The 24025-nt window shown below is 73.1% G+C and carries 24 protein-coding genes; 16 read left to right on the top strand and 8 right to left on the bottom strand.

The features are described 5' to 3' along the window. Window positions 1–161: 161 nt before the first annotated feature. Entirely contained in the window at window positions 162–2282 is a 2121-nt protein-coding gene (locus ACFVQG_RS20085; protein ID WP_383384678.1) for a prolyl oligopeptidase family serine peptidase, read from the bottom strand. A 199-nt stretch (window positions 2283–2481) separates the two neighbouring features. Between ACFVQG_RS20085 and ACFVQG_RS20080 the strand changes: the two genes are divergently transcribed. The 4 genes from ACFVQG_RS20080 (at window position 2482) to ACFVQG_RS20065 (ending at window position 6419) form a co-directional block, all read left to right on the top strand. Continuing rightward, window positions 2482–2676, top strand: coding sequence for a hypothetical protein (locus tag ACFVQG_RS20080; protein ID WP_360217543.1), 195 nt, complete (start codon window positions 2482–2484; stop codon window positions 2674–2676). Window positions 2677–2742: 66 nt separating this feature from the next. Then, window positions 2743–3612 carry an N-acetyl-1-D-myo-inositol-2-amino-2-deoxy-alpha-D-glucopyranoside deacetylase gene (gene mshB / locus ACFVQG_RS20075; RefSeq protein ID WP_383384675.1) on the top strand — a complete coding sequence of 290 codons (870 nt, stop codon included), beginning with the start codon at window positions 2743–2745 and terminating at the stop codon, window positions 3610–3612. Then, on the top strand, window positions 3609–3992 hold the full coding sequence (locus ACFVQG_RS20070) for a DUF6113 family protein (protein ID WP_383384672.1): 384 nt from the start codon (window positions 3609–3611) through the stop codon (window positions 3990–3992). The genes mshB and ACFVQG_RS20070 overlap by 4 nt, the downstream gene beginning before the upstream one ends. A 225-nt stretch (window positions 3993–4217) precedes the next feature. Continuing rightward, window positions 4218–6419: a hypothetical protein gene (locus tag ACFVQG_RS20065; protein WP_383384669.1), complete on the top strand. Its 2202-nt coding sequence runs from the start codon at window positions 4218–4220 to the stop codon at window positions 6417–6419. 94 nt (window positions 6420–6513) lie between these two features. On the opposite strand, the gene ACFVQG_RS20060 is transcribed toward ACFVQG_RS20065, so the two are convergent. Next, window positions 6514–7365 (bottom strand): tetratricopeptide repeat protein, encoded by an 852-nt coding sequence (locus tag ACFVQG_RS20060; RefSeq protein WP_383384666.1) that lies wholly within the window; start codon window positions 7363–7365, stop codon window positions 6514–6516. A gap of 22 nt (window positions 7366–7387) precedes the next feature. Next, window positions 7388–8401, bottom strand: coding sequence for a GNAT family N-acetyltransferase (locus ACFVQG_RS20055; RefSeq protein ID WP_383385565.1), 1014 nt, complete (start codon window positions 8399–8401; stop codon window positions 7388–7390). 141 nt (window positions 8402–8542) lie between these two features. On the opposite strand from ACFVQG_RS20055, the gene fdxA reads away from it, so the two are divergent. Continuing rightward, window positions 8543–8869, top strand: coding sequence for a ferredoxin (gene fdxA / locus ACFVQG_RS20050; RefSeq protein WP_053665104.1), 327 nt, complete (start codon window positions 8543–8545; stop codon window positions 8867–8869). A 119-nt stretch (window positions 8870–8988) separates the two neighbouring features. Next, window positions 8989–10095: a bifunctional succinyldiaminopimelate transaminase/glutamate-prephenate aminotransferase gene (locus ACFVQG_RS20045; protein WP_383384663.1), complete on the top strand. Its 1107-nt coding sequence runs from the start codon at window positions 8989–8991 to the stop codon at window positions 10093–10095. A gap of 187 nt (window positions 10096–10282) precedes the next feature. Here ACFVQG_RS20045 and ACFVQG_RS20040 read toward each other — a convergent pair whose 3' ends face one another. Then, entirely contained in the window at window positions 10283–10714 is a 432-nt protein-coding gene (locus ACFVQG_RS20040; protein ID WP_383384660.1) for an ATP-binding protein, read from the bottom strand. Window positions 10715–11040: 326 nt separating this feature from the next. Then, window positions 11041–12039: a heavy metal transporter gene (locus ACFVQG_RS20035; RefSeq protein ID WP_383384658.1), complete on the bottom strand. Its 999-nt coding sequence runs from the start codon at window positions 12037–12039 to the stop codon at window positions 11041–11043. Window positions 12040–12117: 78 nt separating this feature from the next. On the opposite strand from ACFVQG_RS20035, the gene dapE reads away from it, so the two are divergent. Beyond that, complete coding sequence (gene dapE, locus ACFVQG_RS20030) at window positions 12118–13197, top strand: succinyl-diaminopimelate desuccinylase (RefSeq protein WP_383384656.1); 1080 nt, start codon at window positions 12118–12120, stop codon at window positions 13195–13197. Window positions 13198–13304: 107 nt separating this feature from the next. Further along, window positions 13305–14060 (top strand): TIGR00730 family Rossman fold protein, encoded by a 756-nt coding sequence (locus ACFVQG_RS20025; protein ID WP_383384654.1) that lies wholly within the window; start codon window positions 13305–13307, stop codon window positions 14058–14060. 128 nt (window positions 14061–14188) lie between these two features. Here the strand turns inward: ACFVQG_RS20025 and folP are convergent, their stop codons facing one another. After that, window positions 14189–15049 carry a dihydropteroate synthase gene (gene folP / locus ACFVQG_RS20020; protein ID WP_383384652.1) on the bottom strand — a complete coding sequence of 287 codons (861 nt, stop codon included), beginning with the start codon at window positions 15047–15049 and terminating at the stop codon, window positions 14189–14191. A 165-nt stretch (window positions 15050–15214) separates the two neighbouring features. Here folP and ACFVQG_RS20015 point away from each other — a divergent pair, with 165 nt between their 5' ends. Both ACFVQG_RS20015 and ACFVQG_RS20010 read left to right on the top strand, forming a co-directional pair. Next, window positions 15215–15562 (top strand): DivIVA domain-containing protein, encoded by a 348-nt coding sequence (locus ACFVQG_RS20015; RefSeq protein WP_383384647.1) that lies wholly within the window; start codon window positions 15215–15217, stop codon window positions 15560–15562. Beyond that, complete coding sequence (locus ACFVQG_RS20010) at window positions 15559–16191, top strand: DNA-3-methyladenine glycosylase I (RefSeq protein WP_383384644.1); 633 nt, start codon at window positions 15559–15561, stop codon at window positions 16189–16191. Before ACFVQG_RS20015 ends, ACFVQG_RS20010 begins: the two co-directional genes overlap by 4 nt. A gap of 281 nt (window positions 16192–16472) precedes the next feature. Here the strand turns inward: ACFVQG_RS20010 and ACFVQG_RS20005 are convergent, their stop codons facing one another. Continuing rightward, window positions 16473–17276 carry an enoyl-CoA hydratase/isomerase family protein gene (locus tag ACFVQG_RS20005; protein ID WP_383384642.1) on the bottom strand — a complete coding sequence of 268 codons (804 nt, stop codon included), beginning with the start codon at window positions 17274–17276 and terminating at the stop codon, window positions 16473–16475. A gap of 366 nt (window positions 17277–17642) precedes the next feature. On the opposite strand from ACFVQG_RS20005, the gene ACFVQG_RS20000 reads away from it, so the two are divergent. Next, window positions 17643–17810 (top strand): DUF3117 domain-containing protein, encoded by a 168-nt coding sequence (locus ACFVQG_RS20000; RefSeq protein WP_003966491.1) that lies wholly within the window; start codon window positions 17643–17645, stop codon window positions 17808–17810. A gap of 117 nt (window positions 17811–17927) precedes the next feature. On the opposite strand, the gene ACFVQG_RS19995 is transcribed toward ACFVQG_RS20000, so the two are convergent. Continuing rightward, complete coding sequence (locus ACFVQG_RS19995) at window positions 17928–18626, bottom strand: O-methyltransferase (protein ID WP_383385558.1); 699 nt, start codon at window positions 18624–18626, stop codon at window positions 17928–17930. Between the two features lie 163 nt (window positions 18627–18789). Between ACFVQG_RS19995 and sigE the strand changes: the two genes are divergently transcribed. The 5 genes from sigE (at window position 18790) to ACFVQG_RS19970 (ending at window position 24022) form a co-directional block, all read left to right on the top strand. Next, complete coding sequence (sigE, locus tag ACFVQG_RS19990; protein WP_383384639.1) at window positions 18790–19563, top strand: RNA polymerase sigma factor SigE; 774 nt, start codon at window positions 18790–18792, stop codon at window positions 19561–19563. Then, complete coding sequence (locus tag ACFVQG_RS19985; protein WP_383384636.1) at window positions 19560–20573, top strand: anti-sigma factor family protein; 1014 nt, start codon at window positions 19560–19562, stop codon at window positions 20571–20573. Before sigE ends, ACFVQG_RS19985 begins: the two co-directional genes overlap by 4 nt. Before the next feature lie 135 nt (window positions 20574–20708). Further along, window positions 20709–22610: a trypsin-like peptidase domain-containing protein gene (locus ACFVQG_RS19980; protein WP_383384633.1), complete on the top strand. Its 1902-nt coding sequence runs from the start codon at window positions 20709–20711 to the stop codon at window positions 22608–22610. 118 nt (window positions 22611–22728) lie between these two features. After that, window positions 22729–23172 (top strand): sec-independent translocase, encoded by a 444-nt coding sequence (locus tag ACFVQG_RS19975; RefSeq protein ID WP_383384630.1) that lies wholly within the window; start codon window positions 22729–22731, stop codon window positions 23170–23172. Between the two features lie 190 nt (window positions 23173–23362). Then, window positions 23363–24022: a hypothetical protein gene (locus tag ACFVQG_RS19970; protein ID WP_383384628.1), complete on the top strand. Its 660-nt coding sequence runs from the start codon at window positions 23363–23365 to the stop codon at window positions 24020–24022. The last annotated feature ends 3 nt before the right edge of the window (window positions 24023–24025 follow it).

Below are 24025 nucleotides of genomic sequence, written 5' to 3'. Positions count from 1 at the left end.
CGTACGGCCGTGCGGGTGCCGTAAACGGGCCGGGGCGCGCCATGTCACCCCGGCCCGTTGCCCCGTTCTTGCGCCTAAACCGGCGCCGCTCTCGCGGAACTGGCCGGTGTTTCGTCGTGGTTCCTCAATTGATGGTTGCGGTGCTCCCGGAGGTCTTCCGCTCAGGCCAGGTTGAGGGCGCGCCGCAGGAAGTCCAGTTGGAACAGCAGCAGGTTCTCCGCGACCTCCTCCTGCGGCGTCATGTGCGTGACCCCGGACAGCGGGAGCACCTCGTGCGGGCGGCCCGCGGCCAGGAGGGCGGAGGACAGGCGCAGGGAGTGGGCGACCACCACGTTGTCGTCGGCGAGGCCGTGGACGATCATCATCGGGCGGTGCGGCTCGGCCGCGTCGACCAGGCCCGCGTCGTCGATCAGCGAGTTGCGGCGGTAGACCTCCGGCCGCTCGTCCGGGTGGCCGAGGTAGCGCTCCTGGTAGTGGGTGTCGTAGAGGCGTAGATCGGTGACCGGGGCGCCGACCACCGCCGCGTGGAAGACGTCGGGGCGGCGCAGTACCGCGAGGCCCGCCAGATAGCCGCCGAAGGACCAGCCGCGGATGGCGACCCGGGTCAGGTCGAGCGGGTGCTCGGCGGCCAGCGCCTGGAGGGCGTCCACCTGGTCCTGGAGGACGACCTCGGCGAGGTCGTCCCGGATGGCCTTCTCCCAGGCGGGGGAGCGGCCCGGGGTGCCGCGGCCGTCGGCGACGACCACCGCGAAGCCCTGGTCGGCGAACCACTGGGAGGTGAGGTGGGCGTTGTGCGCGGCGACGACGCGGGAGCCGTGCGGGCCGCCGTAGGGGTCGAGGAGGACCGGGAGCGCGGTGTCACCGGCGTAGTCCCGAGGCATAAGCACGGCGCACGGGATGCGGCGTGCGCCCCCCTCGGTGAGCGTGATGCGCGGGGTCAAACCGGGATCTTCGGCGTAGGAGCGGACCGTGGCGAGCTGCTTGCCGTCCCGCAGCACCCGCGCCTGGGCCCCGGGCCGGTCGAGCGTGTGCGACACCAGCACGGTGACGCTGCCGGAGCGCACCGCGGAGTGCACGCCGGGTTCCTGGGACAGCCGTTCCAGGCCCAGTTCGTTCACCCGGTACACATGCGTCTCGCCGATCTCCGCGGCCGTCGCCTCCGCCCCCGCGGACGCCGCCACCAGTACGTCGTCGTCCGAGACGTCGAGCACCGCCCGCACGTGCAACTGCGGTCCGGTCAGCGGGCGTTCGCCGACCGCGAGCACCCGGGCGCCCCCCTCGTCGGCGATCCGCACCAGCTGCCCGGCGGGCGTCCAGCACGGCACCCCGGGGAAAAGATCAAGCCAAATCGGATCATCGTCGGCGTGCACCATCCGGGTCACGCCGGTGTCCGGGTCCACCGCCAGATACAGCTGGCCACGCTGATCCCGCGCCTGTACGAGCAGCAGCGGGGCGCCCGCCGCTGACCAGTGCACTCGGGCCAGATAGGGGTACCGGGCGCGGTCCCAGAGCACCTCGGTGCGGGTGCCGTCCAGGCCGACCACCAGCAGTCGTACGTCCGCGTTGGGCGTGCCCGCGGCCGGGTACGGGACGTGTTGTGGGTCACGTTCCGGCCGGGCCGGGTCGGAGATCCACCAGCGCCGCACCGGCGTGTCGTCGACCCGCGCCACCAGCAGCCGGTCGGACTCCGGAGCCCACCAGAACCCACGCGAACGCGCCATTTCCTCCGCGGCGATGAACTCGGCCAGACCGTAGGAAACCCCCTCCGCCTCCGGCTCGACGAGCGCCCGGTCGTCCTCGCCCTCCGCGCCGACCACCCGCAGGGCACCCCGCGCGACATACGCGACATGCCGTCCGTCGGGCGCTGGGCGCGGGTCGATCACCGGCCCCACGGTGGGCAGTTCACGCGCCGTACCGGCCCGTAGCTCGGCCGTGAAAAGCCGCCCTGACAAGGCGAAAGACGCCAACTCCACGGCCGTGTCGGTGGCGTAGCCGACGATCCCGGCACCGCCCTCACGGCTGCGCTCACGCCGCGCCCGCTCCTCCGGCGGCAGGTCCTCACCCGCGCCGCCGAGGAGGGCGCCCGGGTCGGCGGCCAGGCGCTCCTGGCCGTCCGCGATGTCGAGAACCCACAGGGAGTTGGCCCGGTCGGAGCCGGAGCCGGAGCGCAGGAACGCGACACGGGAACCGTCGGGAGCCACCGTGAACGAACGCGGCGCGCCGAGCGTGAATCGCTGGGTGCGGGCGTGCCGTCGGGGGAAGGAATCAGGCGCCATCGTCATGCCCTGACCATATTGGCCATGCGCCCCCTTGTGCGGCCGTGCGCCGATCGATGCGCACGTACTCATAGTTATGATCACTAGCGCTGCGTGGGTATGAACCTGCTGGCTGTTGTATGGATTTACCAGTTCCCCCGCACGTGTTCCCGACCGTTTCCAGACCGTTTCCCCCACGTTCCCGGGTTCTTGGAGGTGAGCCGCCGTGGCACTCTCGATTTCGGCGGTGGTGCTGCTGGCGATCATCGTCTTCCTGCTGGTCAAGAAGTCGGGGTTGAAGGCCGGGCATGCCGTGGTGTGCATGCTCCTGGGCTTCTACCTCGCCTCCTCGACCGTCGCGCCGACGATCAACGAGCTGACCACGAACATCGCGGGCATGATCGGCAGCATCAAGTTCTGACGGGGGCGCGCGGCGCCGCGGCGGTCCTCGTGGGGCGGGCCCACCACGGACTCGTAGGGTGGGTCCATGACGGAACTGCCCGCGCGTCGTCTGCTGCTGGTGCACGCGCACCCGGACGACGAGTCGATCAACAACGGCGCGACCATGGCCAGGTACGCGGCCGAGGGTGCCCATGTGACGCTGGTCACCTGCACCCTCGGTGAGCGCGGCGAGGTCATCCCGCCCGGGCTCGCCCACCTCACCGGCGCCGCCCTCGGCGAGCACCGGCTCGGCGAACTGACCGCCGCCATGCGCGCGCTCGGCGTCGAGGACTTCCGTCAGCTCGGCGGCCCGGGCCGGTACCGGGACTCCGGGATGATGGGCCTGCCCGACAACGACGACCCCGGCTGCCTCTGGCAGGCCGACCTCGACGAGGCCGCCGCCCAACTGGTCGAGGTCATCCGCGAGGTGTGCCCCCAGGTCCTGGTCACCTACGACCCGAACGGCGGGTACGGCCACCCCGACCACATCCAGGCCCACCGCATCGCCATGCGCGCCGCCGAGCTGGCCGCCGAGGCGGGCTGCCCCGTCGCCAAGGTCTACTGGAACCGCGTCCCGCGCACGGCCGCCGAGGAGGCCTTCGACCGCCTGCGCGAGGCGCTGCCCGGCCTGCCCTTCACCCGGAGCGCCACCCTCGACGACGTACCCGGCGTCGTCCCCGACGAGCGGATCACCGCCGAGATCGACGGCACCGCGTACGCCGCCGCCAAAACCGCGGCGATGGCCGCGCACGCCACCCAGATCGAGGCCGTAGAGCCGTACTTCGCGCTCTCCAACGAGCTGGCGCAGCCGATCTTCGCCACCGAGTACTACGAGTTGGCCAGCGGCGAACCCGGCCGCGGCGGCGAACGGGAGCGCGACCTGTTCGCCGGGATCCCCCTGGAAGGTGCGGCATGAGTGACCGTGGCTCCCTGCTCGCCCAGCCCCTGCACCGGCCGTCCGCCGTGCGGATCGTCGTCTACCTGGGGCTCTTTCTGCTCGGCGCGGTCGTCGGCGGCGCCGGGGCGCTGGTGCAGGCCGGGTGGTTCCCCGGCGGGCTGCTGCTCGCGCTCGCCGGTGCGGCCGGGCTGTTCCTCGGCGGTGCCCGCGCGCTCGGCGGCCGGGGCGGGGCGATCGCGCCCGCGGCGGGCTGGATGGTCGCCGCCGTGCTGCTCACCGCCAGCCGTCCGGAGGGCGACTTCCTCTTCGCCGCGGGAGCGGGCTCGTACCTCTTCCTGCTCGGTGGCATGGGTGTGGCTGTGATGTGCGCCACGCTTGCGACCGGACGGCAACCGTAGGGTCGCTCCGCCCGACTTGGCATTGACGTACCAGTTCGCCATCCCGCGCTCGTGCGAGTCCGGTGTGGGTTTCCACAGCGGTCGTGGGATAAGCGCCAGAAGTGGCCAGTATGGTGGTCCCGCCGCCGAGCCTCCCCCAAGCACTCGACGAATTCGTTCGAGCCGGGGGGACCCCCTAGCAGAGCGAGGTCGCAACGGGCGGCGAGCCAACCGGGAGAACCTGCCTTGAGTCGTGAAACTGACAGTCCGTCCTCCGGGCCCAACGGGCGCGGTGGAGCCGCCTACCCGTCGGGCACGCCGCCGTACGGCACCCCCACGGGGCCGGGCGGCAACGCGGACGCGGGCCGTACGGCCGCACAGCCGGAGGACCGCAAGACCGAGACCACGCTGACGACCCGGATCCGGATCAACATCCCCGGATCGCGGCCGATTCCGCCGGTCGTCGTGCGCAAGCCCGTCGGTGAGACCGAGGACGCGGGCGCGGCCGAGGGGGAGACGCCGACGCCGCCCGGCGGGGTACCCGCCGTCGCCGCCCTGGGCGGTGGTGAGCGGGGCGCGGAGCCGACGGGGGCCGGTGTGCCGGGGATGTCCGCGGTGCCGGATTCCGGTGGCCCCGGTGGTTCCGGCGCCCCGGGTGGGCCCGGTGCCGAGGAGAAGACCAGCGACTGGTTCGCGCCCCGCAAGTCCTCGGGCCCCAAGGGCGGTCAGGGCGGCGGCACCGCCAACGGCGCGGCGCCCTTGGCCCCTTCGCCCGCCCCGAGCACCCCGGCGACCGGTGCCCCGCGGCCGGGTGCCGCGCGTCCCGGCGGGGGCGTCGGCTCCATGAACACGCAGGGCGGCGGTGCGAACGGCGCCGGGCTCCCCGGCGCCACCGGCGGCCCCGTCGCCCCCGGCCACGGCGGCGGCACCGGCTCCTTCGACGTGACCGAGGCCCTGAACGCGGGCCAGCGCGCCACCGAGCCGACCCGCGACGACCTGCCGTACTACGCGGACGACGACCCCAGCGGCCAGACCGGCCAGCACGCCCAGGACCCCTACGGCGGCTACGGCGCGGCCCAGCAGCACCCCACCGGCCCGACCGGCGGCCCGGTCACTGGCGACGGCCCCGGCATGGCCCCCGGCGGCCCTGGCGGGCCCGGCGTACCCGGTGGCCCCGGCATGGCGGGCAACGGCCCCCGTACGGCCCCTGGCGCCCCCGGCCACCCGGGCCACCCCGGCCCCGGCGGCGGCCTCAGCGACGACACCGCGATCCTCACCCCGCAGAAGCCCGCCCCCGAACCCCCCGGCGGCCTCTACGGCACCTCCGCGGACAACGTCTCCGGCCACACCGTCAGCAGCGGCATCCCCGTCGTCCCGCCCGCCGACCACGGCACCCCGCCGTTCGGCACCGGCGCGCCCGCCGACGGACCCCGGCCCCAGGCGGCCCCGCCGAGGGTGCCCCAGCAGCCGAAGCCGAGCGCGCCCGCCGCCGCGGCCCCGAAGAAGAAGGGCCGCAGCAAGCTGGTGCTGCTCGGCAGCGCCGTGGTCGTCATCGCCGGTGTCGCCTACGGCGCCGGGCTGCTGATGAACAGCTCCGACGTGCCCAAGGGCACCACCGTGCTCGGCGTCGACATCGGCGGCGGCACCCGCGACGAGGCCGTCAAGAAGCTCGACGAGGCCCTCGGCGACCGGATCGGCAACGCGCTCAAGCTGTCCGTGGACGGCGAGACCGTCGCCCTCAAGCCGGACCAGGCGGGCCTCCAGTTCGACGCCACGGCCACGGTCGCGGCGGCGGCGGAGAGCGACTACAACCCGGTCTCGGTGATCGGCTCCCTCTTCGGCAACCAGCGCGTCGTCGAACCGGTCATGCCGGTCGACGAGGAGAAGCTCCAGGCCGCCCTGGAGACCGCCGCGGGCGGCAGCGGCTCGGTGACCGAGGGCACCATCAAGTTCGAGTCCGGCAAGGCGGTCCCGGTCTACGGCAAGGAAGGCAAGGGCATCGCCGTGGACCCGGCGGCCGACGCCGTCGCGGCGGCCTACCGCACCCAGGTGGAGTCCGGCACCGCCGCCGCCGTGCAGGTGCCGACCACGGCCAGGCAGCCGACGGTCGGCAAGGCCGAGGTCGACCGGATGATGAAGGAGTTCGCCCAGCCGGCGATGTCCGACACCGTCACCGTCCAGACCGACCCCGCGCACTCGATCTCCTTCAGCCCCGAGAACTCCCTGTGGCGGTTCCTCGGTGTGAAGGCCGTGAACGGCAAGCTCGTCGAGAGCTACGACAAGGACGCGCTGAAGGAGCTGTACGGCAGCACCTTCGACGACGTCCGGATCACCCGCGCCACCGGCGAGAAGACCCCGGTCACCGTCGAGGACGTGATCGGCGCCCTGCGCCTGGCCCTGACGAGCACCTCGGACCGCACGGCCGTCATAGACACGGACCCGAGCTGACCCGCACGGTCCGGGCGAGGACGCTAGGGCCTGTCCGACCATTGCCGTCGTCGCCCGAAGGGGCGCGGAGCAGGCGGGAATCGTCAGACAGGCCCTAGTTGAGCTTCGCCCGGGCCGTCCGGGCCTGCCGTCGTACCTGCTCCGCCGTCGCCTCGTCCACGGCCGCCACGACCTCCGCGTACGCCTCCAACTCGGCCGCCCCGGCGAGGAACTCCCCGCGCTGCACGAGCAACTGCGCCCGCTCGTAGCGCAGCCGGGCCGGATGCGACGGCAGCAGCAGCGACAGGTCCACCGCCCACAGCGCCACATCCGACCGCTCCGGACGCGCCGCCGCCCACGCCCGCACGTTGTTCAGCACCCGCAGCACCACGTCCAGCGGATCCGCGGGCGTCAGCATGCCCGGCTCCAGCGGCACCCCCGCCGCCCCCGCGACCAGCAGCTCCGCGTCGGACCCGGTCAGCACCCGCCCCCCGTCGAACGGATCGGCCAGCACCTGCTCCCCGGGCGTCCCGAACCCGACCACGAAGTGCCCCGGCAGCGCGACCCCGTACACAGGCGCCCCGGCCCGCCGTGCCACCTCCAGCCACACCACGGACAGCAGGATCGGCAGCCCGCGCCGCCGCCGCAGCACCTCGTGCAGCAGGGACGACTCCAGGCGCTGGTAGTCGCCGGGGGAGCCGTGGAAGCCGAGCCGCTCGCCGAGCAGGGCGCGCGACGCCACCGCCCACGCGTGCGGTCCGCCGGGCCGGAACGGCAGCCGCCCCGCCAGGTCGTCCAGCTCCGCCTGCGCGGCGTCGACGCCCGCCTCGTCCAGCGAGCCGTCCGCCACCGCGCCCAGCAGCAGACACAGCGCCGACAGATCGGGCAGCTCGGACCGCGCCTCCGCGGCGAACCGCCGCCGCAGCTCGGCGGAGCGCTCGGGCGGCGGGGGGAAGGGGGGACGCATGTGTGGTGCCCTTCAGCAGCAGTCAGCCGGAGGTGCCGGAGGGGCCCGGCTCCCGGTAGTGGTGGTAGGCGTGGTGCGCGGCGAAGCCCAGCCGGGCGTACAGCTCCCGCGCCCCCGCGTTGTCCGTCTCGACCTGCAGCCACCCGGCCGACGCGCCCTCGGCCAGCGCCTGCCGGGCCAGCGCCGCCATCACGGTCGTCGCCAGCCCCCGTCGCCGCTGCTCCGGGTCGACCTCCACGGCGGCGAACCCGGCCCACCGCCCGTCCACGACACAGCGTCCGATCGCGGCCGGGACCCCCCGCGGCCCCGGCACGGTCGCGAACCACACCGACGGCCCGCCGCCCAGCACCCGCAGCGCCACCTCGCTCACGCCCTTGCGCTGGTACCGCGCCAGCCACGCGTCGTCGGCGCTCCTCGACAGCACCACGGCGGACGGCTCCGCACCCAGGTCGGCGACCGGCGCCAGCGCCCCGATCCACAGCTCGGCGGTCACCTCACGCACCCACCCGCGCCGCTCCAGCTCCGCGCACAGCACCTCCTGCGTGCCCGCGCCCCCGGTGGCGGTCTGCACATAGGCGGGCAGCCCCCTGGCCCCGTACCAGCGCCGTACGACGGTGAGCGCCTCGTCCAGCGGCAGCCCGGGATCGCCCAGCGGCAGCACCGAGTTGGCCCGCCGGGTGAACCCGGCGGCGGCGCGCAGCTCCCACGCGCCGAGCCGCTCGCTCTCCACCGGGCGCCAGGCCCGCGCGGAGACCCGCGCCAGTTCCTCGTAGGAGGCGGCGGGTCCACGGCGGCGCGCCGGTGCGGCCGGTACGACCTTTCCCGCGACCAGCGAGGACTCCGCGATCCGGACGGACTCCCCGTCCCGGCATGTGATCACCAGCACATCGTCATCCCATGATGTGAGAACACCCACCGTGTCGGTGAATTTGCCCTCCGTGTCCGACGCGCCGGTCAATCGCCGTACTGAGACGCGTTTACCCACGTCAGCGGCGGTGATACGGACCTCAAGACGCCCAGCGGCCGACATTTCCACAGGCCAGTTCACCCCTCCTGTTCGGATCATGCCCAAGAACGGAGATACTAGGGGCGGGCATCGACGACGCCGCGCTCCCGCGCGCCAGGCGGCGGAGCCTGAGGAGGCCCGCCAGCGCCCGTATCGAGGAGGAACGACAGCGTGACCTACGTCATCGCGCAGCCTTGTGTCGACGTCAAGGACAAGGCGTGCATCGAGGAGTGCCCGGTCGACTGCATCTACGAGGGCCAGCGGTCCTTGTACATCCACCCGGACGAATGCGTCGACTGCGGTGCCTGTGAGCCGGTGTGCCCGGTCGAGGCGATCTTCTACGAGGACGACACTCCGGAGGAGTGGAAGGACTACTACAAGGCGAACGTCGAGTTCTTCGACGAACTCGGCTCCCCGGGCGGCGCCAGCAAGCTCGGCCTGATCGAGCGGGACCACCCCTTCATCGCCGCGCTGCCGCCGCAGGCCTCGGGCGAGTAACCCGGTAAGCGGCCCGCGTCACCGTGCCGCCTCGGTCCCGTACGGCCCGATGACTCCGGTCATCCCCGGCGCCGTACGGGACCGAGGCGTTTGCCGTACCAGAAAGTGAGCCAGAACCTGTGTCAGCGCCCTTCGCGTCCCCTGTCACCGACCGCCTTCCGGCCTTCCCCTGGGACAAGCTCGCGCCGTACAAGAAGACGGCCGCCGAGCACCCGGACGGCATCGTCGACCTGTCCGTGGGCACCCCGGTCGACCCGGTCCCCGACCTGATCCAGAAGGCGCTGATCGCCGCCGCCGACTCGCCCGGCTACCCGACCGTCTGGGGCACCCCCGAGCTGCGCGACGCGATCACGGGCTGGCTCGGCCGCCGCCTGGGCGCCCGCGACCTGACCCACCACCACGTCCTGCCGGTCGTCGGCTCCAAGGAACTCGTCGCCTGGCTCCCGACCCAGCTGGGCCTCGGCCCCGGCGACAGGGTCGCCTACCCGCGCCTCGCCTACCCGACGTACGAGGTCGGCGCCCGGCTGGCCCGCGCGGACCACGAGGCGTACGACGACCCGACCGAGCTGGACCCGGCCGGTCTGAGGCTGCTCTGGCTGAACTCGCCGTCCAACCCGACCGGCCGGGTGCTGTCCAAGGCCGAGCTGACGAGGATTGTCGCCTGGGCCCGCGCCCACGGCGTCCTGCTCCTCTCCGACGAGTGCTACCTGGAGCTGGGCTGGGAGGCCGACCCGGTCTCGGTCCTGCACCCGGACGTGAACGGCGGCTCGTACGACGGCATCGTGGCCGTCCACTCCCTCTCCAAGCGCTCCAACCTGGCCGGGTACCGCGCCGCGTTCATCGCCGGCGACCCCGCTGTCCTCGGCCCGCTGCTGGAGATCCGCAAGCACGGCGGCATGATGACCTCCGCCCCGACCCAGGCGGCCGTCGTGGCGGCCCTCGGCGACGACGAGCATGTCCGCCTGCAGCGCGACCGCTACGCCGCCCGCCGCACCGCCCTGCGCGACGCCCTGCTGTCCCACGGCTTCCGCATCGAGCACAGCGAGGCCAGCCTCTACCTGTGGGCCACCCGCGACGAGTCCTGCTGGGACACGGTCGCCCACCTGGCCGCCCGCGGCATCCTGGTGGCGCCGGGCGACTTCTACGGCCCCGCGGGCGCCCGGTTCGTACGCGTCGCCCTCACGGCGACGGACGAGAGGGTGGCGGCGGCGGTGGCGCGCCTGTAGGCGCTGTGCCCACCGCGCGCACAGCGGGCACAGCGGGCACAGCGGGCACCGCGCGCACCGTGGGCACCGTGGGCACGAAAACGGTGGGGTTCGGGGAAGACCCCCGAACCCCACCGCCGTAGAACCAGGTAAAACGAGGAACCGGGGACCAGGAAAGGAACCAGGAACCAGGTAGAACCGGGCCGCGTCAGCCCAGCGGCGACAGCCCCTGGACCGGGGCTCCCTTGGTCAGCCCGTCCGTGGGCAGCCCGCCCTTGGTCGCGGTCTTGGTCGTGTCACCGAGCACGTCCCCCGCGGCCCCGGCGGCGTCACCGGCCGCCTTCTGCACTGCGGGAGTCGCCTTCTTCACGGCCTGGCCGCCGGTCTTGCCCGCGGCCGGGACCGCCTTCTTGACCGCCTTGCTGCCGGTCTCACCGGCCGCACCGGTGACGCCCTGCGCCGCGCTGTCGACGGTGTTGCCGACGTTCGCCCCGTCCAGGGCGGTCAGACCACCCAGGTTGGGCGTGGCGGGCAGCTCGGGGGCCGCGCTGGCGGAGCCGGCCGCACCGACCCCGGCAGCCGCTCCCGCAGCGACGAGCAGCGCGGCACGGGCGATCCGACGGGTCAGGGGGAGGGACATGGTGCTCCTTTGACGGGAGAGGACTGAAGACAGATGGAGAGAGATGCAGAGAACAGTCGAGGACTGTTGATCGTCCGGGCCCAGACGCAGTGACTACCGCTTGAAACCCGGGAAGGTTGCGGCGGCACAACGTAAAGAGTTGGCAATGTGTCGCATTATCTGTTGTGGATAAAAACGGGCAAAGAAGACCTGTCCGGAAAGCCCGCCGAATGCCCGCAGCCCTTTGTTCCCAAGGGTTTCGCCGGTCACGAGGGTGACGGCACGAAAACCTGCGCACCCCGTCGCCCGGGGTGCGCGCAGGTAACCCGCGAGGGTGAGGCCTCGTACTACTGCCCAGTGACGATTCGGACGGCACTCGTGGCGCCGCCCGCCCCGCCGGAGCCCTTGGCGTCGGTGGCCTCGGAGTCCTCGGCGGCCCGCCACCCGCTGTCGGCGTTCCCGGCGACCCACTCCCGGCCCCCGTAGGACACGGTCTCGATGTGCAGCGCGGAGGCGTTGGCGACCGCCCAGTGCGCCAGCTGCCAGCCCCGCTGCTCGACGGTGCGCCCGGCCACGGCGTTGGTGTCGGCGGAGACGGGCACGGTCACCGACCGCCCACTGGTCTCGGCGGCGAACTCCGTGGTGCCTTCGTCGGACCGGTCGCCGCCCACCTCCGCCGCGGCCTCCTCCAGCGCGTCGCGCCCGAACTCCCGCACCAGCGCCGAGCGCACCGCGTCCGGCCCCGCCGCCCGCGCGGCGCCCGGGCGCCCGGCGCAGGTCAGGGTGGCCTGCGCCCGGCCGGTCAGGGCGGCGGCGAGCAGCGTGGCGTCCGGCTCGTGCTTGGCGTACGCCTGCGGGAAGCCGCTGCGCTGCACGCGCTGCGCGGCCACGGTGAGCGGCAGCCGGGTGTAGCCGGGGACCTCGGCGAGATGGTCGTAGAACATGCCCGACGCGTACGACGGGTCCATGATCTGCTCCTCGCTGCCCCAGCCCATGGACGGGCGCTGCTGGAACAGGCCGAGCGAGTCGCGGTCGCCGTGGTCGATGTTGCGCAGCGCGGACTCCTGGAGGGCGGTGGCCAGCGCGATCGTCACCGCCCGCTCGGGCATGCCGCGCGCTATGCCGACGGCCGTGATCGTCGCGGCGTTCACCGCCTGCTCCTCGGTGAACTCGTAGGTCGCGCCCTCGTCCCTGGCGGAGACGACCTTGCAGCCCGGGGTGCCGGTCCCGCCGGTGACGTACTGCACCGCGAGATAACCGGCGACCGCGCACAGGACCACGAGGGCCGCCCCGATACGGAAGAGACGGCCGCGACGCTTGCGGAGGATGGGGGACGGCTCTGGCACGCCGTACAAGGTACTGGAGAGTACGGCCCTGGAAGGTACTGGAGAGTACGGAATCTCGTTCGCGTTAGGGTCGACCGCATGGCCGACACCCCGCTTGACCTCACCCTGGACGCCGCGAAGCTCACCGCCAGGCTGGTCGACCTGCCCTCGGAGAGCGGCAGCGAGAAGCCCCTCGCGGACGCGATCGAGACCGCGCTGCGCGCCCTGCCGCATCTGACGGTCGACCGGTACGGCAACAACGTCGTCGCCCGTACGAACCTGGGCCGCGACCAGCGTGTGATCCTCGCCGGTCACATCGACACCGTGCCCATCGCGGACAACGTCCCCTCGCGTCTCGACGACGACGGCGTGCTGTGGGGGTGCGGCACCTGCGACATGAAGTCGGGCGTGGCCGTGCAGCTGCGCGTCGCGGCCACCGTCCCGGCCCCCAACCGCGACCTGACCTTCGTGTTCTACGAGAACGAGGAGGTCGCCGCCGACCTGAACGGCCTGAAGCATGTCGCCGAAGCCCACCCGGAGTGGCTGGCGGGCGACTTCGCCGTGCTGCTCGAACCGTCCGACGGGCAGGTGGAGGGCGGCTGCCAGGGCACGCTGCGGATGCTGCTGAGGACCGGTGGCGAGCGGGCGCACTCGGCGCGCGGCTGGATGGGCTCCAACGCGATCCACGCCGCCGCCCCGATCCTGGCCCGCCTCGCCGCGTACGAGCCGCGCAACCCGGTGATCGACGGCCTCCAGTACCGCGAGGGCCTCAACGCCGTCGGGATCTCGGGCGGGGTCGCCGGGAACGTGATCCCCGACGAGTGTGTGGTGACGGTCAACTTCCGCTATGCGCCGGACCGTACGGAGGACGAGGCCGTGGCCCATGTCCGCGAGGTGTTCGCGGACTGCGGCATCGAGGAGTTCCTGGTCGAGGACCACAGCGGCGGGGCCCTCCCCGGCCTCTCCCACCCGGCCGCGGCGGCGTTCATCGAGGCGGTCGGCGGCACCCCGCAGCCCAAGTACGGCTGGACGGACGTCTCCCGCTTCTCCTCCCTCGGCATCCCGGCGGTCAACTACGGTCCCGGCAACCCCCACTTGGCGCACAGGCGGGACGAACGCGTCGAGACCGCGAAGATCCTGGCGGGGGAGGAGCGCCTGCGGGCCTGGCTCACGACGTGATCGCGAGCCGGTTTACCCGGCCGTACGGCGGACATGCTCAGGTACCCCGTACGTAACCCGCGTAGATCTACGCTGAGGTGGAACGACAGCAAGCGGAGGGAGCGCACATGGCTACCGGCAACCCCGGGAACGGCAGGCGGCCTGAGGAGCAGCGCCTGGGACCGGTCCTCCGGCGACGCGGCCAGATCACGGCGAGTACGACGGACCAGCGGCTGCTGGACACCGGCGGCCCCTCGGACTGGGTCCACACCGACCCCTGGCGCGTCCTGCGCATCCAGTCGGAGTTCGTCGAGGGCTTCGGCACCCTCGCCGAACTCCCGCCCGCGATCAGCGTCTTCGGCTCGGCCCGGACACCGGTGGATTCCCCCGAGTACGACGCGGGGGTGCGGCTCGGCCGCGGCCTGGTCGGCGCGGGCTTCGCGGTCATCACGGGCGGCGGCCCCGGCGCGATGGAGGCCGCCAACAAGGGTGCCCTGGAGGCGGGCGGCGTCTCGGTCGGCCTGGGCATCGAGCTGCCCTTCGAGCAGGGGCTCAACCCCTACGTCGACATCGGCCTGAACTTCCGCTACTTCTTCGTCCGCAAGATGATGTTCGTCAAGTACGCCCAGGGCTTCGTGGTCCTCCCCGGCGGCCTCGGCACCCTCGACGAACTCTTCGAGGCCCTCACCCTCGTCCAGACCCGCAAGGTCACCCGCTTCCCCATCGTCCTCTTCGGCACGGCCTACTGGTCCGGCCTGGTCGACTGGATCCGCGACACCCTCGTGGCCCAGGGCAAGGCGGCGGAGAAGGACCTCGCCCTGTTCCATGTGACGGACGACGTGGAGGAGGCGGTGGCGTTGGTGTCGAAGGAGGCGGGGCGGTAGCCGTAGCCCGTCCGGCGGGTGAGGACGAGGCCCGTTGAGGGCCGAAGCGGGGGTCTGGCGGCGGCAGCCCCCAGGGGACGGGATAGGGGCAGGGGCAGGGGCAGGGGCGGCGGGGCGAAGGAAGGCCCCTACGCCAGCCCCCGCCGGGCCACCGCAGGCTCCCGCCACCCGGCGATGGACGCCACCATGTCCACCACCTGCCGCGTCTCAGCCACCTCATGCACCCGGTACACCTGCGCCCCCAGCCACATCGACACCGCCGTGGTCGCCAGCGTCCCGATCACCCGCTCCTTCACCGGCTTGTCCAACGTCTCCCCGACGAAGTCCTTGTTGGACAGCGACACCAGCACCGGCCACCCGGTCGCGACCATCTCCCCCAGCCGCCGCGTCGCCTCCAGACTGTGCCGCGTGTTCTTCCCGAAGTCGTGCCCGGGATCGATCAGCACCGACTCCCGCGGCACCCCCAGCCCCACCGCCCGCTCCGCCAGCCCGACGGTCACCCGCAGGATGTCGTCCATGACGTCGTCGTACGTCACCCGGTGCGGCCGGGTCCGCGGCTGCGCCCCACCCGCGTGGGTGCACACCAGCCCCACCCGATACCGCGCGGCGACCTCCGCCAGCCGCGGATCCACCCCACCCCACGCGTCGTTCAACAGGTCCGCGCCCGCCTCGCAGACCGCCTCACCGACGTCATGCCGCCAGGTGTCGACGCTGATGACGACATCGGGAAACCGCCGCCGCACCTCCGCCACGAACCCGACCGTCCGCCGCGCCTCCTCCTCGGCGGTCACCTCCTCGCCCGGCCCGGCCTTGACGCCACCGACGTCGATGATCGCCGCACCGTCGGCGACCGCCTGCTCCACCCGGGCGAGGGCGGGCTCGTCGCGGAAGGTCGCTCCCTGGTCGTAGAAGGAGTCCGGGGTCCGGTTCACGATCGCCATGATCACCGGCTCGCGCGGGTCGAACTCCCGCCTGCCCAGCCTGAGCATCCCCTGTGACCTCTTCTCGTACGAATGTCCTGGTCCTCGGCCTCTTACGGCCGCCTGCGACCCTAACTGTCAGACTCGCATGGCACGATCGGACCCTGACACATTCGACATCGGCGCGGTCGGTGCCGAGATCTCTGACTCAGAGCGTGGGGCGTCGCGATGGTTATGTTCTTGTTCTTGGTCGTCGCGCTCGCCGTCGTGGTCGCCGCGGTGACACTCGCCGTGGTGGGCGGCGGCGAGGGCGACGGACCGCTGCCGGAGGCGGCGCCCGAGCGGCTGTACGACAGCCTGCCGGAGGACCGCCCGGTCCTGCGCTCGGACATCGACGCCCTGCGCTTCCCGCTGGCCGCGCGCGGCTACCGCATGGCGGACGTGGACGACGCCCTGAACCGCCTCGGCGCGGAACTGGCCGAGCGGGACGCCCGGATCGCCGACCTGGAATCCGCGCTGACCGGGGCCAGAGCCGCGGCGCGGGCCGACCTGCACAAGTCCGAGGCGGAGGGCGACCAGTGAGCGACGGAGCCGCCCTCGCGGGCCCGGACGGCGCGCTGCGCTGCCCCTGGGCCCTGTCCACCGAGGACTACGTCACGTACCACGACGACGAGTGGGGCCGCCCGGTCCACGGCGACGACGCCCTCTTCGAGCGCCTGAGCCTGGAGGCCTTCCAGTCCGGCCTGTCCTGGATCACCATCCTGCGCCGCCGCCCCGGCTTCCGCGCCGCCTTCGCGGACTTCAAGATCGCGTCGGTGGCCGAGTTCACCGACACCGACCGCGACCGTCTCCTCGCCGACGCGGGCATCATCCGCAACCGCGCCAAGATCGACGCCACCCTCGCCAACGCCCGCGTGCTGGCCGACTGGGCCCCGGGCGACCTGGACGACCTGATCTGGTCCCACGCGCCGGACGCGGCCACCCGCCCGGTCCCGAAGACCCTCGCCGACGTCCCGGCGATCACCCCGGAGTCCTCGGCCCTCTCCAGGTCCCTCAAGAAGCGCGGCCTGCGCTTCGTCGGCCCCACCACGGCGTACGCCCTGATGCAGGCCTGCGGCCTGGTGGACGACCACCTGGAGACGTGCGTCATACGCACGGGCGACCGCCTGAACCCTGTCGGGACGACCCCGCCGCCGGGCCCGGACGCCTGATCCGCGAACCGTCCCGGCGGCCAGGTCGTGCCGTGCGGTTCCGGCGGACGGGCCTGGCAGGGGTGGATGGGGTGGATGGGGTGGATGGGGCAGGTTGGCTCGGCGGGCGGCCCCCGGGCCGGGGGTCCGGCGTGGCAGCCCGGTGGCCCGGTGCGGTCGGGCCCGGTGCGGTCGGGCCCGGTGCGGTCGGGCCCGGTGCGGTCGGGCCCGGTGCGGTCGGGCCCGGTGTGGCGCCCCTGGCCGAACGGTCCCGCGGGGCCGGTCCCGGCCGGGGCGCCTGCTCAGCGGCCCAGGTACTTCGGCTTCTCCTTGTTCACGAACGCCTGGACCGCGATCGCGTGGTCCTGCGACGCGCCCGCGCGGGCCTGGAGTTCGTCCTCCTTCTCCAGGGTCTCGTCGAGGGAATGGGTGAGGCCGTACGCCATGGACTCCTTCAGCGCCGCGTACGCCAGCGTCGGGCCCTCGGCGAGGGTGCGGGCCACCTGCTCGGCCTCGGCGCGCAGGTCGGCCGCGGGGACGACCCGGTTGGCGATGCCCAGCTCGTAGGCCTCCTGGGCCTTGATGGAGCGCGGGAAGAGGAGCAGGTCGGCGGCGCGGCCGGGGCCGACCACCCGGGGCAGGGTCCAGGAGATCCCGGAGTCGGCGGTCAGGGCCACGCCCGCGAAGGACGTGTTGAAGGCCGCCGTGTCCGCGACCACCCGGTAGTCCGCGGCGAGCGCGAAGCCGAAGCCCGCCCCGGCCGCGACGCCGTTCACCGCGGCGACCACCGGCTTGGGCGCCCCGACGAGCGCCCGCACGACGGGGTTGTAGTGCTCCTTCACCGTGCTCATGGTCTGCCCCGAGCCCGACTCCCGGTCCGCGGCGAGCAGCCCGATGTGCTCCTTGAGGTCCTGGCCCACACAGAACGCCCGGTCACCGGCCGCGGTCAGCAGCACCGCCCGTACGGCGTCGTCGTCCGCCGCGGTCCGCGCCGCGTCCCGCAGGGCGACCTTGGTCGCGATGTTCAGCGCGTTCATCGCCTCGGGGCGGTTCAGCGTGATCGTCGCGAGCCCGTCGCTCACCTCGTAGAGCACGGTGTCGGCCATGGCACATCCCCTCTCGTCGTACCCGTCGGTATGTCCTTGTTCGAAGGACAGCATGACGGAGATCACCGACGGTGGGCCGCGCCCGGCATGTGACCTGCGTCAAAGAATTCGAGCCGGTTTCTGGCCGGGGAAAGTCGGTGCGGCGGCGCAGTATCGCAGTCACATCGCCGAATTGAGTGGTTTTGCTCGCGCGCGTTGCCCAAGCGATGCCGACTGATGTTGGTCATCGGGTCGTGGGATGCGGGATAATGGCTGGGAAGCAATGTGTTCGATGCCGGTGTCGCGCGTCCCCTTCAGAGGACGGCGCGTGCCCTTCAAGGGGCCGTCGGCTTTGACGATGAGCTGGTTTCAGGAAGGGGAACGAGCATGGCGGCCATGAAGCCGCGGACGGGCGATGGCCCGCTCGAGGTGACCAAGGAGGGGCGGGGCATCGTCATGCGCGTTCCGCTCGAAGGCGGCGGTCGACTCGTCGTCGAGCTGACCCCTGACGAGGCCGACGCACTGGGCGACGCCCTCAAGAAGGTCGTGGGCTGACGCGCAAGCGACCATACCCTTTCAGCCGCCCCGGCATCGAAACTCAGGATTCGGTGCCGGGGCGGCTGTTTGCACGGGATCACGCACCCGCCCGGCGTCCGCCCGGCCGACCGTCGGTCAGCGCTTGACCGCGCACAGCAGGCCATCGCCCACCGGCAGCAGCGACGGCATCAGCTCTGGGCTCTCCCGCACCGTGCGCAGCAGCTCACGCAGCCGCAGCACCTCCGTGGGCTGCGGCCCGGAGTCGACTGTGCGGCCGTTCGCGAAGACGCCCTCGAAGACCACCAGGCCGCCCGACCGCAGCAGGCGCAACGATTCAGCGAGGTAGTCCAGGACCTCGTGGCGGTCGCCGTCGCAGAAGACGAGGTCGTACCCCGCGTCCGCGAGGCGGGGCAGGACGTCCAGCGCGCGGCCCGGGATGAAACGCGCCCGGTTGCTGGCGAAGCCGGAGGCCCGGAAGGCCTGCCGGGCGAACTGCTGGTGCTCCGGTTCCGGGTCGACGGTGGTCAGCACGCCGTCCGGCCGCATCCCGTGCAGCAGATGGATCCCCGAGACCCCGGTGCCCGTGCCGATCTCCGCGACGGCCTTCGCGTCCACGGAGGCGGCCAGCATCCGCAGCGCGGCGCCCGTGCCGGGCGACACCGAACGCAGCCCTGCCTCCCGGGCCCGGTCCCGGGCCCAGTGCAGCGCTTCGTCCTCGGCGAGATAGGCGTCGGCGAACGCCCAGCCCGTCTGCCCGTTGCCGGTAATGACCCTCTCCTGTCCCCGTGGTTGCCTGGGCGTGACTGTATCCGTTGCCGCCGGGAACCCGCAGATGGGACCGGGCGTTAAAAGGGGCAGGAGACGACAGCGGGGGACACGGTTGGATCACGACATGGAGCGAGGCGGCGAGCAAGTGCTGACGCAGCCGCATCAGCTGGACCAGCGCAGATCAAATTCTCGTAAAACCGCTTATCCGGAGCTAACGGACGAGGTGGCTATGGTAGGGGCTCCACTGGACACCACCAGAGCCACCAGGGGAGGTGCGGCTGCGCCTGTGGATCGGAGAGGAGCGCTGCGGCGCCTTCTCGGATCGGCGGGCAGGCCGAAATCCGTGACTGACACCGCTGCTGACCCCGGCCACGCCGCCGACCGCGACCGTACCGCGACCTTCTCCACCGACGCGGACGGGCAGGCGTGGACTCCGCCCACCTGGGAGGAGATCGTCAGCACGCACAGTGGTCGGGTCTACCGCCTCGCCTACCGCCTCACCGGCAACCAGCACGACGCCGAGGACCTCACCCAGGAGGTCTTCGTCCGCGTCTTCCGCTCCCTGTCGACGTACTCGCCGGGGACCTTCGAGGGCTGGCTGCACCGCATCACCACCAACCTGTTCCTGGACATGGTCCGCCGCAAGCAGCGCATCCGCTTCGACGCCCTCGGCGAGGACGCGGCCGAGCGCCTCGCCAGCCGCGAGCCCTCCCCGCAGCAGGTCTTCAACGACGCGCACTTCGACGCCGACGTCCAGCAGGCCCTGGACACCCTCGCCCCCGAGTTCCGCGCCGCGGTCGTCCTCTGCGACATCGAAGGACTGTCGTACGAGGAGATCGCCGCGACCCTCGGCGTCAAGCTCGGCACCGTCCGGTCCCGGATCCACCGTGGCCGCTCCCAGCTGCGCAAGGCGCTCGCACACCGGTCCCCCAAGGCGCGCGCCGAGCGCCGCTCCTTCGTGGCCAGCGTTCCCGCACTGGGAGGAGGGGGCGCGTCCGCGTGAGTGGATCACGGCCGAAATCTGCCGAGGAGCGCCTCGCAGACCAGCATCTCGGAGACCGGCTCGCCGCCCTCGTCGACGGTGAACTGAGTCATGACGCGCGCGAGCGCGTCCTTGCGCATGTGGCGACCTGCGCGAAGTGCAAGGCGGAGGTCGACGCCCAGCGCCGTCTGAAGAACGTCTTCGCGGAAGCCGCCCCGCCTCCGCCCTCCGAGAGCCTCCTGGCCCGCCTCCAGGGGCTGCCCGGGGGAGGGGACACCGACGCCGGGGGCCTGCCCCCGCGCGGGGGAGACCTCGCCGGAGGGCTGCCCGGAGCGCCGGGCGCCACCGGGATCTTCGGTCTGAGGCGCGGCGAGAGATTCGAGTTCGGGTACGTCCCCGCCGGTCCGCACGGCCACGACCCCCTGCTGCCGTCCGCCCCGGCCGCCCAGCGCGGCTTCCGCATCCATGACGTCGGTCGGCACGAGGCCGAGCGCGCCGCCTCCCGCGGGCGCAGGTTCGCCTTCGTCGCCGCCGGAGCGGTGTCGCTGGCCGCGATCGCCCTGGGCGGCGTCACCACCGGCGCGTCCGGCGACACCACCGACGCCCGCGGCGGCTCCGGCACCGGCAGTAACGTCACCCCGCTGCGCACCCCCGGCACCGGCGCCGCGACCGTCCCCGAGAACCAGCGACGGCGTGGGGCGGGCCCCCTGTTCGCCACCGGCCAGGGTGGCCAGCGGTCCCTCACCGAGACCCCGGCCGCCGCGACCACCGCGGTCTCCGCGCCCCTGCTGCCCGGAGTGAGCACGCCCGGCGCCGAACAGGCGCGGACCCTGCACCACCTCACCGCGCCCGTGGTGGCCGGTGCCGCCGCGATGTCCCCGCTGATACGCCCGCTGGCGGCGGCCCCGCCCGTCTCCCTGACCTCCTGGGCCACCGCCCCCGAGATCACCGCGCCCGGCGTACTGGTCGCGCCGGGGCCCGAGGGGACCCTGGCGCCCTCCCCGTCGTCGTCCGGCTCGGTCACCCGCTGACCGGCCCCTGCGCGTCCGTAGGCGAACCTGGTTGAATCCGGGGTGGGCCGCGCCCCTGGCATCGCCGCCGGGCGCGGAGTCGACGAACCGCGGCCATCACCGACGAGCCGTGCCGCGGCCAGCTGTGGGGAGAGCATGAACGAGGGGAAGCCCACGCAGAGCCCGGCAAGCCACCCCGAGGGGACCGACACGGGTCCCACCGGCGTCGCCGGGTCCGGGGCACCGGGTGCGATGTCCGACCGGGACGGCGTGATGCCCGACGGCGACTTCGAGCTGGAGCGCCCGGCGACCGTCGGCGCCCCCGAGGACGGGAGCGCGGCGTCCTCCGGGGGCGACTTCGAGCTGCGGCGACCGGAGGCGGCGGAGAGGGCGGAGGCCGTGGAGGCCGTGAAGGCCGCGGAGGAGGACCCTGCCGGTGCGGGCGCGCCCCTCACCGACGCGCCCCCCACCGACGCGCCCCTCATCGACGCGCCCCCCACCGACGCCGTCCGCCCCCTGCACGACCCCGACCCCTACAGCACCCCGCCCTACGGCGAACCGGGCCCCTGGGCGCCCGCCCCGCCCGTCCAGCACCCGGGGGCGACCCCGGCGCACGGCACGGTGGCCCCGCTCCCGACGCACGCCCCCGCCGACGCCCCGCCGGTCCAGCAGGCCGCGCCGCACGCGCCGCACGCGCCGCATCCCGGCGTCACGGCCGCGACGGCGGCCCCCGGCCCCCTCGTACCACCGCAGGCCCCCGCGCCCGCACCCGCCCCTGAGGGCCCTATGGCGCCTCCTCCCGCCCCCGGCGCCCTCCCCGAGCCCCCGGCCCTCCACGAGCCCTCCGAGGACCCCTGGCGGCGCTACGACCCCTGGGCGGTGGCCGACGGGAGCGCCGCGCCGCTTGCGCAGGGCGGTGATGTCGTGGAGAGCCCCCGGCCGCCGCGCCGCCGGGTGCGGAAGGGCCTGGTCGGTGGCGCCGTGCTGCTCGCGCTGGTGTCCGGCGGCGTCGGTGGCGTCGTAGGGGCGTACCTGGAGCGGAACGGCGGGGTCGGGACCGTGGAGCTGCCGCAGGCCGGGAAGGAGCCCGCCGGGCGGTCCGCGGACAGCGTGGCCGGGATCGCCGCGCGCGCCCTGCCCGGCGTGGTCACCCTGCATGTCAGCGGCGACGAGGCGCAGGGCACCGGCACCGGCTTCGTGCTCGACGGCAGCGGCCACATCCTCACCAACAACCACGTCGTGGAGCCCGCCGGAGACGACGGTGAGATAACCGTCACCTTCCACAGCGGCGACACCGCCGACGCCGAACTCGTCGGCGGGGACAGCGGCTACGACCTCGCCGTGGTCCGGGTGCGCGGGGTCAAGGGCCTCCAGCCCATGCCCCTCGGCAACTCGGACAACGTCCAGGTCGGCGACCCCGTCGTCGCCATCGGCGCGCCCTTCGACCTCGCCGGGACCGTCACCTCCGGCATCATCAGCGCCAAGGAGCGGCCCATCACGGCGGGCGGCGAGAAGGGCGACGGCAGCGACATCTCCTACGTCGACGCCCTCCAGACCGACGCGCCGATAAACCCGGGCAACTCCGGAGGCCCGCTGCTCGACACCCGCGGCCGGGTCATCGGCATCAACTCCGCGATCCGCAGCGCCGACAGCGGCACCGACCTGGACGGCGGACAGGCCGGTTCCATCGGACTCGGCTTCGCCATACCGGTCAACCAGGCCAGGCGCGTCGCCGAGGAACTGATCAACACCGGCCGGGCGACGCACCCCGTCATCGGCGTCACGCTCGACATGGACTACAGCGGTGACGGAGCCCGGGTGGGCACCGAGGGCCGCGACGGAGGGGCCCCGGTCACCCCCGGCGGACCCGGCGACCGGGCCGGTATCGAGGCGGGCGACGTCATCACCGCGGTCGACGGCCAGCGCGTCCACTCGGGCGAGGAACTCATCGTCAAGACACGTGCGCACCGTCCCGGGGACCGGTTGGAACTCACCGTTCAGCGCGGCGGCGAGGAGCGGACGATCTCCCTCGTGCTCGGTTCCTCCGACGGGGACTGACGAGAAATGACGGCCCGCGACGGCCGCGAGCCGACTCACACGAGCGACCAGACGGTACCGGTTGGACAGCATCGCCGGGTACCTTGGTTCCGGCCCGGGACATGGCAAGGAGCTTCAGGTGTTCAATGACATAGGACCGCTCGAGCTGGTGACGCTCATCGTCCTCGCCGTGCTCGTCTTCGGTCCGGACAAGCTCCCCAAGGTCATCCAGGACGTGACGCGCACGATCCGGAAGATCCGTGAGTTCTCCGAGAGCGCCAAGCAGGACATCCGGCAGGAGCTGGGTCCCGAGTTCAAGGACTTCGAGTTCGAGGACCTGAACCCCAAGACCTTCATCCGCAAGCAGCTGGACAACGACGACCTGGGGCTCAAGGAGATCCGCAACGGCTTCGACCTGAAGAAGGAGATGGCCGAGGTCACGGACGCGGTGCAGGGCCGCGACAGCGACTCCTCCGCGACACCGCCCCCCTCGTCTTCCGGTTCTTCCTCCCCGTCCGGCGGCACCGTCGACATGACCAAGAAGCCCGACGAGCGCCCGCCCTACGACGCGGACGCCACCTGACCCGTCCCGACGGGGTGCGCGCGGCCTGAACCCGGCGCCCGGGCGACCCACGCGCCGGGCGCTTTCCCGGCTGCCCTCAGTGGTGTGGATATGCTGCCGAGTTGTTGTGCGGACCGTACTCCGACGAGTAGTGCCGCCCGAAGGGGGGCGGGCCGCCCGGTCCGACGAGAGCGAGGAGGCGTCCGGGCAGATGGAGACGACGAGTAGGGCAGTCGAGCAGGCGCGGGACACGGAGAGCGGACAGCAGGTCCCCTCCGCCCGGCGCACCATCGACGGGTACCTGCGCGCGCCCTTCCCGTGGTACGGCCTCGATGAGGCCTTCACGGGGCCGCGCTGGCTGATGCAGGTCGGTACGGCGGCCGACGGAGCCGTGGAGCACGGTTCCGTCGGGCACGGTGACGAGCCCTCCGTGCGCGCCGAGGCGACGGCGGAGGAGCGGGACCGGTTCGCGGTCGTGGTGACCGTCGCCGCGAACCCGGTGCGGCGCAGCGCGGACGGTACGGGGCTGCTGGAGGCCACCTCGGTGTCCTCGGCGGCCTGGCTCGCCGGGGTGGGGCTGCTGTCCTTCACCTGGCCCGGGCAGATGGACCACACCCTGCGGGACGACTGGCTCGACCAGCAGACCGAGACGGCGTGGGCGCTGGCCGACGACCTCGCCGGGCCGGAGTGGTCCACGCTGTCCCTGCCGGTGGACGGCGTACCCACGTCCTTCCACTACCGGGAGTCCGAGTTCGGGTGGGTGCTGGCCGGGTCCACCGAGCAGGGGGTGCATGTGGGGGCGTACGGGCGCGGGATGAGCGCGTACGGGCTCGGCTTCGCCGTGGTCAAGGACATCGCGGAGTACGCGTAGGTC

It is taken from the genome of Streptomyces sp. NPDC057877 (assembly GCF_042796855.1).
GTDB lineage: Bacteria > Actinomycetota > Actinomycetes > Streptomycetales > Streptomycetaceae > Streptomyces.
This window is presented reverse-complemented; position numbering and strand designations above follow the sequence as displayed.